Source organism: Actinoplanes sp. HUAS TT8, from assembly GCF_051380535.1.
In the GTDB taxonomy this organism is placed as follows: domain Bacteria; phylum Actinomycetota; class Actinomycetes; order Mycobacteriales; family Micromonosporaceae; genus Actinoplanes.
In genome coordinates, this window is record NZ_CP195646.1 from 2,759,453 (window position 1) to 2,773,973 (window position 14,521).

The following is a 14,521-nucleotide window of genomic DNA, read 5'->3' on the forward strand; positions in this document are numbered from 1 at the left end:
AACGGTCGGTGTCGATAGAGTGACCGCGTGTACATCCAGGGGATCAGGCTGGAGAACGTGCGGGGCTTCCACGACGCCCGCGCCGTGACGCTCGATCTGACCAGGCCGGACGGTTCGCTCGCCGGGTGGACCGTCCTGGCCGGGCGCAACGGGTCGGGCAAGACGTCGCTGCTGCGCGCGGTCGCGCTGGCCATCGGCGGCCCGTTCCTGGCCCGGGTCCTGGTGCCGGACTTCACCGAGTGGGTCTCCAAGGGCAAGCCGGACGCCGCGGTCGAGGTCCGGCTGGTCCCCGACGCCGAGTACGACTCCGACCCCGGCCTGGGCGTGGCCGACGAGCCGTTCTCGGCCGGCCTGTGGTGGCGGGTCCCGGCCGAGGCCGAACGACAGCCCAAGATGTACGAGTCCCCGGCCAGCCCCCGCTTCGACGCGGCCCGTCAGGACCTGTGGCTCGACGACCCGATCGGCTGGTTCTTCGCCGCCTACGGCCCGTTCCGCCGCCTCGCGGGCGGCTCGGGCGAGGGCCAGCGGCTGGCGCTGCGGCGCGGGCCGGCCGCACGGATGGCCACCCTGTTCCACGAGGACGCGTCCCTGGCCGAGGGTGTGACCTGGCTGATCGAGCAGCACCTACGCGCGCTGGAACGCCGGGCGGGCGCGGCCCGGCTCAAGAAGATCGCGCTGGCCGTGCTCGGCGACGGCCTGCTGCCCGACGGCTACCTGGTCCAGGACGTCGACTCGGACGGGCTGTGGGTCGAACGCGACGGCGAACGGTTCCCGCTGCGGGAGATGAGCGACGGCTACCGGGCCGTCGCCGCGCTCGTCGTCGACCTGCTCAAACAGCTCTCCGAGGCGTACGGGGAACTGCCCGTCGACTCGCTCACCTCGACCGTGGTCACCGCGCCGGGCGTGGTCATCATCGACGAGGTCGACGCGCACCTGCACGTCACCTGGCAGCGGCGGATCGGGAGCTGGCTCAAACAGCACTTCCCGCGGATCCAGTTCATCGTGACCACGCACAGCCCGTACATCTGCCAGGCGGCCGACGGCAACGGCCTGATCCACCTGCCCGGGCCGGACGAGGACGAGCCGCCCCGCATCCTCGACCGGGCCTCGTACGAGCGGATCGTGATCGGCGGCGGGGACGAGGCGGTTCACTCGGAACTGTTCGGGCTCGACACGCCGTACTCGGAGCAGGCCTCTCGCCTGCATCGCGAGTTCACCGAGCTGGAGGCGCGGGTGTTCACCGACCGGGCCGACGAGCAGGAGGTACGCCGCTTTCAGGAGCTGCGACGGCTGCTGGCCCGGTGAGGCGGGGCCAGGACCAGGCCGGTGACCGCGTCCAGCAGCGACGCGCCGATCTCCGGCCAGTCCGGCGCGTCACCGGACTCCTCGTCGGCGCAGGTGTGGATCACCAGCAGACGGACCATCCGCGTACGCAGGGCCCGCTCACGCTCGGGCAGTGCGGGCGCGTGCGACCACACCGCGGCGGCCGCCTCGTCCAGGGCGGCGGCCAGCGCCGGATGATCCTGAACGGTCACGCCGAAGACCGGGTCGGCGGTGATCTGCGCGCTGAACCGGGCCGACCAGCCCGGGTGCCCCCACGAGGCCAGATGCTGCACGTACGGCAGAATCAGCGCGGCGATGTGATCACGGGGCTCGTCGGAGTTCCGCGCGTCGGCCACCATCGCGGCCATGCGCCGGCCGACGTCGACCGCATGCTCGTGGGCGATCGCCCGGATCAGGTCGGTGCGGTCACCGACGTGATAGGTCAGCGCCGAGTTGTTGCCGACACCGGCGGCCTCCACGATCTGGCGCAGGGAGACCGCGGCCAGGCCGCGCTCGGCGTAGAGTCGCTCGGCCGTACGCAGCAGAAGCCCGCGCGTGGCCTCGGCCCGTTCCCGTCGGCGGTCTCCCATCGACCCATGATGGGTCACCAGCGCACCGGAACCTCCTCCAACCCGCCGACGAGCAGCCCCTCGCGGGCCGGCCCGAACGTCAGATGCGGATCGGGGGAGCGGGCCAGGTCCATCTCGGCCGGGCACGAGTGCCGGCGGCCTCTGCTCACGCCGCCGGCGGTGCCTCAGTGGCCCAGGATCACGAAGATCAGGGCGAGGACGGCCGGGACGGTCTGGACGTAGAGGATGCGCTTGCTGGCGGTCAGCGCACCCACGATCCCGGCGATCGCGACACAGACCAGGAAGAACACCTTCGCGGCGAAGCCGGTGTCGCCGCCGGCGATCAGGCCCGCGATCAGGCCGGCAGCCAGGAAACCGTTGTAAAGACCCTGGTTGAGGCCGAGCGTCTTGGTCTGCTCGGCGAACTCCGGGGTCAGGCCGAACGCCTTGTAGCCGCGCGGCTTGGTCCACAGGAACATCTCGAGCACGAGGATGTAGACGTGGATCAGCGCGACGATCCCGGCCAGGACATTCCCTACGATGATCATTCGGGGAGCGTACCGGTCGGGCTATCAGGCTTTGCGTCGTGGAGTTGCTGAAGAGCCACCCAAGCCGATCGCCCACGTAACCGTCACGTTGCGTAGAACCCGCGAGGGCTGGCCGCGCTGTCCAGGCAGGCGCTGGCGGCTCGCAGGTCAGGGCGGCATGCACTTCAGTGACGTAGGTTTGCCGTCCGGCACGGGGCCAGTGCTGCTTGCTAATTAGTGGTTCTGGTTGTCGCGATTTCTTTGTAGACGCAGGGGGATTGGACGTGCAAGCTCAGCCTTCCTTCCACACTTTTTACAAATTTCACGGAAAAGTCATTAGGGTCGCTCACGACGACAGTCCAGCTTGAATTGGGGAGACTGCTGTCGTTGCGAACTGTCTTGTACTGATTGGTGTTCCAGTATGCGATCAGGGTCTGCAGTACGCGGTCGTTGTTTGCTGCAATCAATCCGTTCAGCCAGACGCTTCGCTCGTACATGACCTGACCGGATCCCTCTTCGTCTCTCCAACCGGTGCAGGGAGAGTCACCACCGCCGTTGATCTCCACCTGGGGCTGCGGTTTGAGCTGTTCAGCCGTGGTGGCGATTATCCCGTCCACCATTTCGACGGCTTGCTGGTGGGTGTATTTCGGAGTCGGCAACGGCGTTGGTCGCGAGCAGGCGCCAGTACCCACGAGCGCTGCGCCCGCCGCTAACAGCGCCATCACACGGGTACCTATTCCGTTGTGATCCGGTGCGTCTGGGCTGATCAACGTGGCTCCCGGCTTAACTTGCACCCGCCGGCCATATCGCTCGCGCTCCAGTTGGTTCGGCCGATACAGTCAGTGCGGCCGGCGATGATCGACGCGAAAGCGTTCCGCGATGACGAGTTCTATTACGATACTCAGTGCGGGGCGACGCCGTGCCGGTATTGCCGAAAATAGTCGGGCGGAGAACTGCGTCGTTGTCTGATATCTCCGGCATGGTCGCTGACCGAGCCGCTGCTTTAATGCCATCATCGGTCGCGGTGGTGGCCCGAACCTCTGGGATTGGCCCTGAATATTCGCGCTGATCCAGAAACGGGCGTGATCTTCCTTGCCGTCCTTTCAGGTTCCGCAGAAGGTTTGGTAGGGGCCGAAGTCGCCGGGGGCCGGCTCCGCGTATCGGGCCAGGCCGCGCCGCTCGGTGAACGGGTCGTCGATGGCGTCGAGCAGGCGGTGCAGCGGAGCCAGGTCGTCGGCGACGGCCGCGGCCAGGGCCTCCTCGACCAGGTGGTTGCGCGGGATGTAGATCGGATTCACGCGATCCATCCGGTCGGCGTCCGGCGACAGGGCGCGCCAGCGTCCGAGCCAACGATCACAATCGGCCGGGTCGAGGAAGAGGGCCCGCGTCAGCTCCGCTTTGCCGCGGGCCGCGATTGCCAACGTACGGAAGAAGGTCGTGTAATCCACCCGGCCGGCGTGCAGCAGATCCGCCAGGTCGGTGGTCAACTCGGCCGGCGGGTCCTCGGCGAGACCCAGCTTGTCGCGCATGCCCGCCGTCCACGCCGCGGTGAACGCCGGCCCGAAGCGCTGCAGCGACGCCACGGCCAGGGGGATCGCCTGCTCCTGATCGTCGTGCAGCAGCGGGAGCAGCGCCTCGGCGAGCCGGGCCAGGTTCCACTGGGCGATGGCGGGCTGGTTCCCGTACGCATACCGGCCGCCGCTGTCGATCGAGCTGAACACTGTCGTGGGGTCGACGGCCTCCATGAACGCGCACGGCCCGTAGTCGATGGTCTCGCCCGAGATGGTCATGTTGTCGGTGTTCATCACGCCGTGCACGAACCCGACGAGCATCCAGCGCGCGATCAGTGACGCCTGCGCGGCCACCACCGCGTCGTAGAAGCCCAGGTAATCGCCCTTGAGCTCCGGATAATGCCGGTCGATGGCGTGGTCGGCCAGCCGCCGCAGCAGGTCGGTGTCGCCGGTCGCGCGGGCGAACTGGAAACTGCCGACCCGCAGGTGGCTCGCGGCGATGCGGGCCAGGACGGCGCCCGGCTGCGGCTGCTCGCGCCGGATCGTGCGGCCGGTTGCGGTCACCGCCAGGGACCGCGTGGTGGGGATGCCGAGCGCGTGCATGCCCCGGCTGACGATGAACTCCCGCAGCATCGGGCCGATCCCGGCCAGACCGTCGCCGCCGCGGGCGAACGGGGTGCGGCCCGAGCCCTTGAGGTGCAGGTCACGGCCGTTGATCTCGCCGAGCAGCAGGGCGCGGCCGTCGCCCAGGCGCGGCGAATAACCCCCGAACTGGTGGCCGGCGTAGGCCTGGGCGACCGGTTTCGCCCCCTCGGGGACCTCGGTGCCGGTGAGCAGGCCGGTGGTCAGCTGCCCGGGGTCGAGGCCGAGCTCGGCGGCGAGCTTCTCGTCGACGACCAGGACGCGCGGCTCGGGCGCCTGGTCGGCCTGCCACGGAATCGACAGTTCCGGCAGGTCGTCGGCGAAGCGGTGCCCCAGGTTCACGTCCACCCATCGACGTTATCCCCCTTCGGCCGGACTAACCTCGCGGCATGCGCGCGGCCAATCTCACACTGCGATTTCTGCTGGAGCTGTGCGCCCTGGCGGCGCTGGCGTACGGGGGATGGAAAGTGCCCGGTCCGGTCGCGGTTCGCATCCTGGCCGCGGTTGCCCTGGTCGCCGCGGCCGCCCTGGTCTGGGGCCGCTGGGTGGCGCCGCGGGCGAGCCACCCGCTGCCCGATCCGGAGCGCCTGATCCCGGAGTGGGCGGTCTTCGGCGGCGCGACCGCCGCCCTGATCGTTACCGGACATTTTGTGCTCGCCGGGCTGCTCGCGGTACTCGCCGCGGTGAACCGCTGGTGGTTGTGGGTGTTGAAAGCGACCACCGGCGGCGAGCCGGTGGAAAATGGGGGACATGACTGACACCCAGCTCAGCGGCTCGGTGCCGCGCCAGGCCGGGGCCAAGGCCACCGTCATGGGGTACGCGATGAAGGCCCTGCGCGGCCTGCCGCGCCCGGTCCGGCGGGCCGTGCTCAGCGGCGCGACCTCGGGCGATCTGCCCCCGGTGGCCGACTTCGTGCGGATGTTGGAGATCGCCGGGAACATGCCGGAGTCCGGCCCGACGCACGCCGAGCTGATCGCGCGGTACCCGTCACTGTCGGACGTCGAGGTCAGCGACCCGGGCATCCAGGGTGTGCCGGCGCGGCTCTACCGGCGGCCCGGGACCGACGCCGCGGCGGCGCTGGTGTGGGTGCACGGCGGCGCGTTCGTCTGGGGTGACCTGGAGATGGCCGAGTCGCACTGGACCGGGCTGATGCTGGCCGCGCGAGGCATTCCGGTGCTGGCCCTGGACTACCGCAAGGCGCTGCACGGGGTGACGTTTCCGGCCGGCTCGGACGACGTGCTGGCCGGCTGGTCGTGGGCGGTCAACCACCCGGATCGGCTCGGGGTGCCGGCCGCGAGGATGCACCTGGGCGGGGCCAGCGCCGGCGCCAGCCTGGCCGCCGGTGTCGCGAAACGGCTGCGGGACGGCCAGGGTCGCCCGCCGGCCTCGGTCGTGCTGGCCTATCCGGCCGTGCATCCGGAGCTGACCGGCTGGGACGCGGCCGGGCTGGCCGCGATCCGGGCGAACCGGGACGCCGTGTACTTCTCACCCGAGTGGATCCACGACCTGAGCGTGCACTACGCCGGGGCGGCCGGGCTGACCGATCCGTACGCCTTCCCCGGCGTCGGTGACCTGGTCGGCACCCCGCCGACGCTCATCGTCAACTGCGAGTCGGACACGCTGCGGCGCTCGGGCGAACTGTATGCCGAGCAGTTGCGCGCGGCCGGGGTGGACACGACCGTGCACCTGCTGCCGGACGCTGCCCACGGCACGCTCAACGACCCATTGACCCCGGCCGGCGTACGGACGGTGGACCTGCTCAGCGAATGGCTTCTCCCGAAGTAGCCAGGCCGGCCGCGCAGAACAGGGGGCCGGACGCGCGGGCGCATCCCAGCGCCCGCAGCCGGGCGGCCTCCGGCTCACCGGTGACGCCGTCGGCCGCACTGCTCAGGCCCAGGCCGTGGACCAGCGCGAGCAGGGCGGCCAGCACCGGCGGGTCGGCCAGGAACCGCGGATCCAGACGGATCCCGTCCAGCGGGAGTTCGCGCAGCTCGGCGACGGGCACGGGCTCGGCACCGAAACGGTCGAGGCACACCCGTACGCCGACATCGCGAAGCGACCGCAGAGCGGGAGCCGCGTCGCCCACCTCGACAACCCGGATGGTCAGCGCCTGCGCGGCAACGTCGTGCCTGGTCAGCGCGGTGCGGATGTCATCGACGGCCGAGGCCGAGGCGAGATAGGCGGCGGACAGGCGCACGCTCACGCCGCCCGCCCGATGCTGGTCCAGGGCGGTGTCGAGCAGGCCGCGCTCGACCGACGGGAGCAGGCCGGCCTCGGTGATCGCCTGCTCAAAATCGGACAGATCCTGATCGCGCCAGTACGGCCGCGCCTCGACGCCCAGGATCGCCCCGGTGGCGATGTCGATCTCCGGGAGGTGGACCAGGCGGAACTCGCCGGCCCGGTGCGCGGCGACCAGGTCGGCGGTGAACTGCTCGCGGTCCCGCTCGACCGCGGCGAGCTCGGCGCCGAAGCGGCGGAACCGGCCCCGGCCCTGGTTCTTCGCCTGGTAGAGGGCCAGATCGGCGTCGTGCAGCAGGTGCTCGGCGGGCCGCTGCGGATCCCGCTCGGCGATACCGATACTGGCCGCGACCTGCGCCGCCCGGTCGTCGATCGGGACCGGCTCGGCGCAGGCCCGCAGCAGCGTGGCGGCCAGCTGCTCGGCCTCGGCCATCGTCTTGCCACGCAGCAGGATGGCGAACTCGTCGCCGCCCAGCCGCGCCACGAGACCGTCCGCCACCCGCAGCCGCTGACCGATCGTGATCAGCAGCTGGTCGCCCGCCGCGTGCCCGTAGGTGTCGTTGACCTGCTTGAATCCGTCCAGGTCGAGCATCATCAGCAGGTCGGCCGTGCCCAGCGACGCATGCAGCAGCGCCCGGTTCGGCAGGCCGGTCAGCGAGTCGTGCACGGCCTCGGCGGCCAGCTCCCGGGTCAGCGCGGCGTTTCCGCGCAGCGCGGCGAACTGCCGGGCCAGCAGGGCGGCGACCGTGACCGATCCGATCCACAGCAGCGGCGACTCCAGGCGATGCCCGGCCAGGGTCGGCGCGATGCAGACCACGCCGAGCCCGAACACCGGCAGGTAGGGGAGCAGGTCGGAGAATAGCCCGCGGGGCCGCCACTCGCGCTCGCCGCGAGCCGGCAGCGGGAACAGCGGGGCGACCGCGAGCAGCCCGGCCGCGGTGACATAACCGGTCAGCACGTACGGCCGCATCCAGCCCGCCCCGGCGACCTGCCCGACCACCTCGATCAACAGGGTCAGCGAGACGACCAGGACACCACCGGTGATCGCCCGCAGCGCACCGGCCCCCTTCGCGCCCGACATGATGATCAATGCCAGGGCCAGGACCGCCACGGCGAGCACCGGATAAGCAAGATCAAAAATTGCTGAGCGTACGCCTTCGAGCCGCGTCATCGGCCCCAGCACCAGTGCCCACGCGACGCCGACCAGCGCACTCGCGGCGACCGTGCCGTCCAGGGCCATCCGGGTGCGGCCGGCGCGCGTACGCGGCGCGGTCGGCAGTGCGAGCATGGCGACGACGGCCAGGACCAGGGCGGCCAGGTTGATCAGGTTCGCGACCACATTCCGGCCCGGAGCCACACCGACGGCGATCGCTTTCAGCCCGACCGAGACCTCCGCGTACGCCCAGCAGCCGAGCGCGGTCGCGGTGAGCGCCCAGAAACGCTGCCGGCGGGCGAAGACCGCGTGCAGCACCGTCCCGCCGACCGTGGCCGTGATCATCAGAACGGCGTAGACGCGCGACGCCTGCCGGGGGAACACGAGCATGGCCAGCAGAGCGAACGCGGGCACGAGCCACCCGATCGTGCGGTACGCGCGCTGCGACATTCGCAAGTCTCCCGGGGCCGGCTGCTCCCTGATCATCGCCCTGCCGACCACCGGATATGCGGCTACGCCCCGGTGCGATCCGGTTGCGGACCCCCGACCGGAACGGGGCAGCGCGAAGCTTGATCAACCAGTACCCTGACGCGCTCACAGGTTCTTTACAGTTTTTCGTGCAACGAGGTGACCATGTCCCAGCCGCAGCCCACACCGTGGGGTGGCGCGACCCCCGACCCGACCGCGCCCGCAGCCTTCCCTGCGCCTGGGTCCCACCCGTCCCCGCCCGTCGCTGACCCGGCCGCCTTCCCGGCCCCGCCCCAGCCGGCTGCCTATCCGGGCGCGGCTTATCCGGGTGCGACTCAGCCCGCGGCCTATCCGGGTGCGGCCCAGCCTGCGGCTTATCCGGGCGCCTTCCCGGCCCCGGGTGGTCAGGGGCAGCCGGCGGCGTATCCGGGGGTGGCTCAACCGGCCGCGTACCCGGCGCCCGGGCAGCCCGCGGCTTACCCCGGCCAGCCCGCGGCATACCCCGCTCCGGGGCAGCCCGCTGCTTACCCCGCACCCGGGCAGCCCGCGGCTTATCCGGCTCCGGGGCAGCCCGGTGGTTACGGCGCGCCCGCCGGTTACCCGGGTCAGCCGGGCCAGGCGGCGCCGTACCCCGCGCCGTACTCCGGCCAGCCTGCGCCCGGCTCGCAGCCCGCCTACGCGCCGCAGGGCATGCTGCCGTGCCGGTTCTGCGGCTCGATCCCGGCCGCGCAGGTCAAGTTCCGCGGCCACCAGGGCATGATCGTGATGATGCGGTTCCTCAGCAACGAGGGCCCGTTCTGCCGGGACTGCGGCCTCAGCGTGTTCCGCCACATGACCTCCCGCACCCTGGTCCAGGGCTGGTGGGGTTACGGCTCGTTCATCATCACCCCCGTCACCGTCCTGATGAACCTGGCCCGCCACGGCAAGGTCGCCAAACTCCCGCCGCCGCAGCCCAACCCCTACGGCACCAGTCACCCGCCGGCCGACCCGGGCCCCCGCCTGCTGGAACGCCCCCTCACCTGGGCCGGCCTGGTGATCCCGTTCGCCCTGATCGCCCTGATCATTTTCGCGGCCACCCACGACTGACCGCCCCGCCGCGGGCCCGGTTGACCGTTCCGGCCGTGAGCCTCGGTTGACCAAGCCCGCCGAGACTCGCGGTTGACCAGGTGGCCTGGCCCGCGACCGACTTGCCGCATCGGCTCGCGCCCCCTCCCGGGCCGGCGCGGCTCCCGGGCCGCCGGACCCCACGTCCGGCGGCCCACCTTTATCTATTCGTGCTCGGCGATGTACTTCTTCGGGTCCTTGTTGCTGAAGTCGAGGCCCTTGCCCTGCGGATGCTCGGCGAAGAACCGCAGCCACCGCGCCCCGAGCTCGATCCGCAACTCCATGCTCGCGTGCTTCCGGAAATCCGGCAGCACCTCGTCCTCCTCCTCGGCCAAGTGCTCGCTGTTCTCGGTGCGTGCTGCCCACACGCCGGCCCACCAGCCCTTCGACCCGACCGGATGCTTCGAGGCCTCGACGATCCCGTCCCGGATCTTGTTGTGATCGCGGATCGCGTCGTCGGTCTCCTCCTCCGCGTCCTCCCCGCCGCTGTCGGTCAGCAGATGCGGATAGAGGATCTCCTCCTCGGCGTCCGCGTGGATGTCGAGGTGGAGCGCGAGCGGCTCCCAGAGCGCGCGCAACTGCTCCTCGTCCTCGGCATCGTCCAGCCGGGCGAACCCCACCCGGAACGTGTGGTGGTCCTCCATGATCAGCGCCGTGATCTCGTCCATGCCCGCACCTTACAAAGGTTCGCCCGCCGCCGCCGGGGCACTGTGGATAACTTTTCCGGGCGCCCGGGCACTGTGGATAACCCGCAGAATTCTCGGATTCGCGAGCTAGCTTGCCCCGCATGTCCGCGAACCTCGTACCCGAGACCCGACCGGCCCGCCCGAGCACGAGCCGCCCGGGGTCACCGGTGGCACCCGCCGCTCCGGACGCTGAGCCGCGCGGGGCACCCGCCGCTCCGGACGCTGAGCCGCGCGGGGCACCCGCCGCTCCGAACGTCGAGCCGCGCGCCGCACCGAGAGCCGGGCCGGGCGCTGCCGGTGGCCGCGGGCGCTGCCCTCCGGCGGGCCGGGGCGGGCGTTATTCACGTCCGTACCGGGAAATTGTCTCTTTGGCCTGGGCGGTGATGTCGGTGATCAGGGAGGCGGCGCTCTTGACGGCGTCGATCAGGCCGACGCCCTGGCCGGCCAGCAGCGGCATCTCGTCGAGGTCGCCGCTGGTGACGCCGCGCATCGGGACCAGGTTGGCGAAGCGGGGGACGTCGAATTCGGGGCCGCCGAGGCTGGTCCGGCCGATGATCGGGCGTGGAGTGTCGGCCGGCGGCGGCTCCGGGAACTCGTCGACGACCCGGTTGCGCAGGACCCGCATCGGGTTGAAGTCGGGCGTCTCCGGGCCGAACAGCGACGTGCGCACGGTCGACGTGGGTCCGGCCTCGACCAGGCGATCCTTGTATCCGTCGTGCGCGCCGGACTCGTCGGTGGCGACCAGCCGGGTGCCGATCCAGGCGCCGTCCGCGCCGAGCATCAGCGCCGCGGCCAGGCCACGACCGTCCGCGATGCCGCCGGCGGCGAGCACCAGGGCCGGGGCGACCGCATCCACCACCAGCGGGATCAGGGCGAATGTGGGCAGCGTGGCGAAGTTGTGGCCGCCCGCCTCCAGCCCCTGGGCGACGATCACGTCGATGCCGTCGTCGACCGCCCGCTTGGCCGCGTCGACCGTGCCGACCTGCTCGAAGACTCGCACCCCGGCCGCGTGCAGCTGGTCGATCCAGGCGCGGGACGGGTGGCCCCAGTGGAAGGAGGCGACCGGTACGGCGGCCGCGCAGACGGCGTCGATCTGGTCGGGCTGGGCGAAGCCGGTGATGAAGTTGACGTTGAAGGGCCGTTCCGTTCCGGCTCGGATCCCGGCGATGACCTGGGTGAGCACCGGCGCGGGCATCAGGCCGACCCCGAGTGCTCCCAGGGCGCCGGCGTTGCTGACCGCGACCGGCAGGTCGGGCGTGGACGCCACGAACGCCATGCCGGCCTGGGCGATGGGTGTGGTCAGGCCGTACGCCTCGGTGAATCTGGTTTTCAGCTCCATCCCGATGACGATGGCCTACGCGGGCCGCGCGTTCTGTCAGCCGCCGGACCCATTGCCGGAATTCATGGCGGGGGCGGTCAGCGACGGTCGTCCGGGCGGACCCACTCCAGGGAATCCGGTTCGTCGAGGGCGGGTTCCTCGTCGTCGAGCAGGCCGAACGCGTACGGGAAGAACTCGAACTGGTAGCGGCGGCCCGGATGCGATTCCGAGGTGGCGAGGTCGTCGAGGACCTCCAGCAGGCGCTCGCGGCGCTCCTCGGAGAGGCTGCCGATCACCTCCGCGTTGCCTTCGAGCAGCTTGACCGCGGTGTCCGGGTCGAGTTCCTCCTCGTCGCAGGAGTCCAGCCACCAGCTCAGGTCGGTGAAAAGCCCGACCGCGGCCGGCAGCGTCACCTCGGGCAGGGGCAGAACGTCCTGCCGGAAGACCTCGATCGCGTCCGGGTCGACCTGCGGGAAGTCGGCGTCGTGTTCCTCGGCGAGCCAGTCGAGCACGTCGAGCACGTGCTGGTGGAGCAGTTTGGCCAGCGTGGTGTCCCCGATGGTCGTCACGGCCATGGATGTTAATCCGCGCGGCGCAACGGCTCTACGGCGTACAGGAGAAGAGACGGTGACGCGCCTCTGGGCATACTGCCGGGTAGCAGAGAGACTGGTGGCAAATCTTATGTGGGATCTGCCGCTCCACGGGGCAAGAATGACGGAATGCCGGGAATCAGCTGCACGGTGAACCAGATCGGCACCAGGACAGTGGTGCGGATCGACGGTGACCTGTGCGCGGCCTCGGTTCCCCAGGTGCGGACGATGCTGCTGAGATGCCTGGCCGGGCGGCCGGACGCGGTGATCGTCGAACTGGGCGCGATGACGGTGGTGGAGCCACCGGCGCTGTCCGTGTTCGGGACGGTGGCGCGGCAGGCCGCGATGTCGCCGGGTACTCCGCTGCTGCTCAGCGAGCCGAGCGATCAGGTGGCGGGGTGGTTCGCGAGCGGGCGGTTCGGGCGGGTGCCGGTGCTGGCCACGACCGATGAGGCGCTGGGCGTGCAGCCCGGGGACCAGACGCCCTGGCTGGCGGACAGCTTGCTGCCGGTGAGCGGGTCGACGGCGTACGCGCGGAAGATGGCCGTGGAGGCGTGTGCGCGGTGGAATCTGGGGCAGCTGACCGACCCGGCGCGGATCGTGGCCGGGGAACTGGTGACCAACGCGGTCGTACACGCGCAGACCCTTATCGACCTGCGCTTCTCGCTGGGTAGGCGGTATCTGCTGGTGGCGGTGCGGGACGGTTCGTGCGAGATTCCGCGGAAAGCGGACGCGCAGTCGCTGGAGCCCGGGGCGCCGCGCGGGCTGTTCCTGGTGTCGCACTACGCCAAGCGGTGGGGAACCGTCCCGGCCGAGGGCGGCAAGGTGGTCTGGGCGGCCCTGCGCCGCTGACCACCACGCGGTGGTCAGCGGGCTCGCCGAAACTGCCGACGGCCTACCGGGTGACCGGGGCGCGGCGGATCGTCGTGTGGAACAGGCTGAGCAGCCCGGTTGTGGCCAGCACGCCGTGCACCACCCCGCGCGCGTTGACCACCTGATACGAGCGCCCGTGGTGCAGAGCCACCGCCCGCCCTTCCAGGAGTGCCCGGATCCCGGCCGCGGCCAGGAACGGCACCCGGGCCAGGTCGACGATCACGACGGCGACGCCGGGCTGGGCGGCCGCGTTGCCGATGATCTGGGCCAGCGCATCGCTCACCTCGTCGTCGATCTCGCCACGGACGGCCAGGCGGATGAAGCCCGCGCCCTCGTCGTGCTTGCTCACCGCGAACGAGCCGGTCATGTCGCCCCCGCTGGGTGAAAGTGTCAGGTGTTACCTGGAGAATGATGACGTGCCGCGGGTTCCGTGTGCGGACTTGTCACCCTAACCGTGGCGGGCCGGATCCGCACGGGGTAGTTGTTTCGGCCGATTGTGGCGGGGAACTCGGTGGGCATGCCGATCCTCAACCGCTTGGAAGAAGCCCGCCGGCTCGACGGGGTCAGCGACCGGCTCCAATCGGCGGTGAGCGCCGCGGTCCGGCCGCAGCGTCTGCGCGACCTGCTGCACGGCACCTGGCTCGGGCATCCGCTGCACCCGGTGCTGGTCCAGTTGCCGGTCGGCGCGTTCGTCTCGGCGGCGATCCTGGACCTGCTGCCCGGCACCCGCAGGGCCGCGACGACGCTGGTCGGCGCCGGGGTCGCGGGCGCGGTCCCGGCGGTGGCGGCCGGATGGCTGGACTGGTCGCAGATGACCCGGGACCGGCGCCGGGTGGGCCTGGTGCACGCCGGGGCCAACGCGGTGGCGGTCGGGCTGTACACGGCGTCGCTGCTGGCCCGGCTGCGCGGGCGGTCCGGGCGGGGTCGCGCGCTCGGCTACGCCGGGCTGACGGTCGCGGGGCTCGGTGCCTATCTGGGCGGGCATCTCGCGTACGCGCAAGGTGGCGGAACCAATCAGGCGGCCCCGGACACCGCGCGACTGCCGGAGGACTGGACCCAGGTATGTTCCCTGGCCTCGGTCCCGGAGAAACGGACCGTGGTCCGCTTGGCCGGGGACGTGCCGGTGCTGCTCTACCGGATCGACGATAGGGTGTCCGCCCTGGTCGAGCGCTGCGGGCACGAGACCGGGCCGCTGGGCGAGGGCGACGTGGTCGGCGAGGGCTGGGACGCCTGCGTGGTGTGCCCGTGGCACGGCAGCACGTTCCGGCTCAGCGACGGCGCCGTGGTGCACGGCCCGGCCGCCAACAACCAGCCGGTGATCCCGGTCCGCGTCCGCGACGGCCACATCGAGATCCGCCAGCCGTAAAAGCGACGGCCGCCAGCGATCCGCCAGCCGTGAAGCGCCGGCCCGCCCAGCGATCCGCCGGCCGTGAAGCGACGGCTACGCCGAGATCCGCCGGCCGTGAGATCCGCCGTCGGTGAGGTCGGTCGGGAGATCAGCCGGCCACAGAAGAGACGG

At 71.2% G+C, this 14,521-nt stretch carries 16 protein-coding genes; 6 read left to right on the forward strand and 10 right to left on the reverse strand.

What is annotated here, in order from left to right; translation table 11 throughout:
* The first annotated feature begins 27 nt into the window (after positions 1-27).
* Complete coding sequence (locus tag ACSHV8_RS12160; protein ID WP_436532401.1) at positions 28-1,305, forward strand: AAA family ATPase; 1,278 nt, start codon at positions 28-30, stop codon at positions 1,303-1,305.
* Here the strand turns inward: ACSHV8_RS12160 and ACSHV8_RS12165 are convergent.
* The 5 genes from ACSHV8_RS12165 to ACSHV8_RS12185 all read right to left on the reverse strand — a co-directional run bounded on the left by ACSHV8_RS12165 (position 1,275) and on the right by ACSHV8_RS12185 (position 4,920).
* Complete coding sequence (locus tag ACSHV8_RS12165) at positions 1,275-1,913, reverse strand: TetR/AcrR family transcriptional regulator (RefSeq protein WP_436532403.1); 639 nt, start codon at positions 1,911-1,913, stop codon at positions 1,275-1,277. The two genes, ACSHV8_RS12160 and ACSHV8_RS12165, sit on opposite strands and share 31 nt — an antisense overlap.
* Positions 1,914-1,927: 14 nt before the next feature.
* Complete coding sequence (locus tag ACSHV8_RS12170) at positions 1,928-2,062, reverse strand: hypothetical protein (RefSeq protein WP_436532405.1); 135 nt, start codon at positions 2,060-2,062, stop codon at positions 1,928-1,930.
* Between the two features lie 15 nt (positions 2,063-2,077).
* Entirely contained in the window at positions 2,078-2,440 is a 363-nt protein-coding gene (locus ACSHV8_RS12175) for a DUF1304 domain-containing protein (protein ID WP_436532407.1), read from the reverse strand.
* A 209-nt stretch (positions 2,441-2,649) separates the two neighbouring features.
* Entirely contained in the window at positions 2,650-3,189 is a 540-nt protein-coding gene (locus ACSHV8_RS12180) for a hypothetical protein (protein ID WP_436532409.1), read from the reverse strand.
* A 333-nt stretch (positions 3,190-3,522) separates the two neighbouring features.
* On the reverse strand, positions 3,523-4,920 hold the full coding sequence (locus ACSHV8_RS12185) for a protein adenylyltransferase SelO (protein ID WP_436532411.1): 1,398 nt from the start codon (positions 4,918-4,920) through the stop codon (positions 3,523-3,525).
* A 41-nt stretch (positions 4,921-4,961) separates the two neighbouring features.
* On the opposite strand from ACSHV8_RS12185, the gene ACSHV8_RS12190 reads away from it, so the two are divergent.
* Together ACSHV8_RS12190 and ACSHV8_RS12195 are read left to right on the forward strand one after the other, a co-directional pair.
* Positions 4,962-5,330, forward strand: coding sequence for a YrdB family protein (locus tag ACSHV8_RS12190; RefSeq protein WP_436532413.1), 369 nt, complete (start codon positions 4,962-4,964; stop codon positions 5,328-5,330).
* A complete protein-coding gene (locus ACSHV8_RS12195; protein WP_436532415.1) occupies positions 5,323-6,357 on the forward strand; it encodes an alpha/beta hydrolase fold domain-containing protein in 1,035 nt (344 codons plus the stop codon). Before ACSHV8_RS12190 ends, ACSHV8_RS12195 begins: the two co-directional genes overlap by 8 nt.
* Here the strand turns inward: ACSHV8_RS12195 and ACSHV8_RS12200 are convergent.
* Positions 6,332-8,413: a diguanylate cyclase domain-containing protein gene (locus tag ACSHV8_RS12200; protein ID WP_436532417.1), complete on the reverse strand. Its 2,082-nt coding sequence runs from the start codon at positions 8,411-8,413 to the stop codon at positions 6,332-6,334. The two genes, ACSHV8_RS12195 and ACSHV8_RS12200, sit on opposite strands and share 26 nt — an antisense overlap.
* 183 nt (positions 8,414-8,596) lie before the next feature.
* On the opposite strand from ACSHV8_RS12200, the gene ACSHV8_RS12205 reads away from it, so the two are divergent.
* Positions 8,597-9,517, forward strand: coding sequence for a hypothetical protein (locus ACSHV8_RS12205; RefSeq protein ID WP_436532419.1), 921 nt, complete (start codon positions 8,597-8,599; stop codon positions 9,515-9,517).
* A 182-nt stretch (positions 9,518-9,699) separates the two neighbouring features.
* Here ACSHV8_RS12205 and ACSHV8_RS12210 read toward each other — a convergent pair whose 3' ends face one another.
* From ACSHV8_RS12210 to ACSHV8_RS12220, 3 genes are all read right to left on the reverse strand, one after another.
* Positions 9,700-10,203, reverse strand: a complete 504-nt coding sequence (locus ACSHV8_RS12210; protein ID WP_436532421.1) for a hemerythrin domain-containing protein — start codon at positions 10,201-10,203, stop codon at positions 9,700-9,702.
* A gap of 355 nt (positions 10,204-10,558) precedes the next feature.
* Positions 10,559-11,560 (reverse strand): NAD(P)H-dependent flavin oxidoreductase, encoded by a 1,002-nt coding sequence (locus tag ACSHV8_RS12215; protein WP_436532423.1) that lies wholly within the window; start codon positions 11,558-11,560, stop codon positions 10,559-10,561.
* A gap of 77 nt (positions 11,561-11,637) precedes the next feature.
* On the reverse strand, positions 11,638-12,108 hold the full coding sequence (locus ACSHV8_RS12220; RefSeq protein ID WP_436532425.1) for a hypothetical protein: 471 nt from the start codon (positions 12,106-12,108) through the stop codon (positions 11,638-11,640).
* Between the two features lie 150 nt (positions 12,109-12,258).
* Here ACSHV8_RS12220 and ACSHV8_RS12225 point away from each other — a divergent pair, with 150 nt between their 5' ends.
* Positions 12,259-12,981 carry an STAS domain-containing protein gene (locus ACSHV8_RS12225; protein ID WP_436532427.1) on the forward strand — a complete coding sequence of 241 codons (723 nt, stop codon included), beginning with the start codon at positions 12,259-12,261 and terminating at the stop codon, positions 12,979-12,981.
* Positions 12,982-13,024: 43 nt separating this feature from the next.
* Here the strand turns inward: ACSHV8_RS12225 and ACSHV8_RS12230 are convergent, their stop codons facing one another.
* Entirely contained in the window at positions 13,025-13,369 is a 345-nt protein-coding gene (locus tag ACSHV8_RS12230) for an STAS domain-containing protein (RefSeq protein WP_436532429.1), read from the reverse strand.
* 150 nt (positions 13,370-13,519) lie between these two features.
* Between ACSHV8_RS12230 and ACSHV8_RS12235 the strand changes: the two genes are divergently transcribed.
* A complete protein-coding gene (locus ACSHV8_RS12235) occupies positions 13,520-14,368 on the forward strand; it encodes a Rieske 2Fe-2S domain-containing protein (RefSeq protein WP_436532431.1) in 849 nt (282 codons plus the stop codon).
* Positions 14,369-14,521: the final 153 nt, after the last annotated feature.

Bases quoted from the DNA above. Each gene is read 5' to 3' on its own strand.
- ACSHV8_RS12165 (WP_436532403.1), bottom strand. From the start codon at position 1,913: ATGGGAGACCGCCGACGGGAACGGGCCGAGGCCACGCGCGGGCTTCTG.
- ACSHV8_RS12175 (WP_436532407.1), bottom strand. From the start codon at position 2,440: ATGATCATCGTAGGGAATGTCCTGGCCGGGATCGTCGCGCTGATCCAC.
- ACSHV8_RS12190 (WP_436532413.1), top strand. From the start codon at position 4,962: ATGCGCGCGGCCAATCTCACACTGCGATTTCTGCTGGAGCTGTGCGCC.
- ACSHV8_RS12195 (WP_436532415.1), top strand. From the start codon at position 5,323: ATGACTGACACCCAGCTCAGCGGCTCGGTGCCGCGCCAGGCCGGGGCC.
- ACSHV8_RS12200 (WP_436532417.1), bottom strand. From the start codon at position 8,413: ATGTCGCAGCGCGCGTACCGCACGATCGGGTGGCTCGTGCCCGCGTTC.
- ACSHV8_RS12205 (WP_436532419.1), top strand. From the start codon at position 8,597: ATGTCCCAGCCGCAGCCCACACCGTGGGGTGGCGCGACCCCCGACCCG.
- ACSHV8_RS12210 (WP_436532421.1), bottom strand. From the start codon at position 10,203: ATGGACGAGATCACGGCGCTGATCATGGAGGACCACCACACGTTCCGG.
- ACSHV8_RS12215 (WP_436532423.1), bottom strand. From the start codon at position 11,560: ATGGAGCTGAAAACCAGATTCACCGAGGCGTACGGCCTGACCACACCC.
- ACSHV8_RS12225 (WP_436532427.1), top strand. From the start codon at position 12,259: ATGCCGGGAATCAGCTGCACGGTGAACCAGATCGGCACCAGGACAGTG.
- ACSHV8_RS12230 (WP_436532429.1), bottom strand. From the start codon at position 13,369: ATGACCGGCTCGTTCGCGGTGAGCAAGCACGACGAGGGCGCGGGCTTC.
- ACSHV8_RS12235 (WP_436532431.1), top strand. From the start codon at position 13,520: ATGCCGATCCTCAACCGCTTGGAAGAAGCCCGCCGGCTCGACGGGGTC.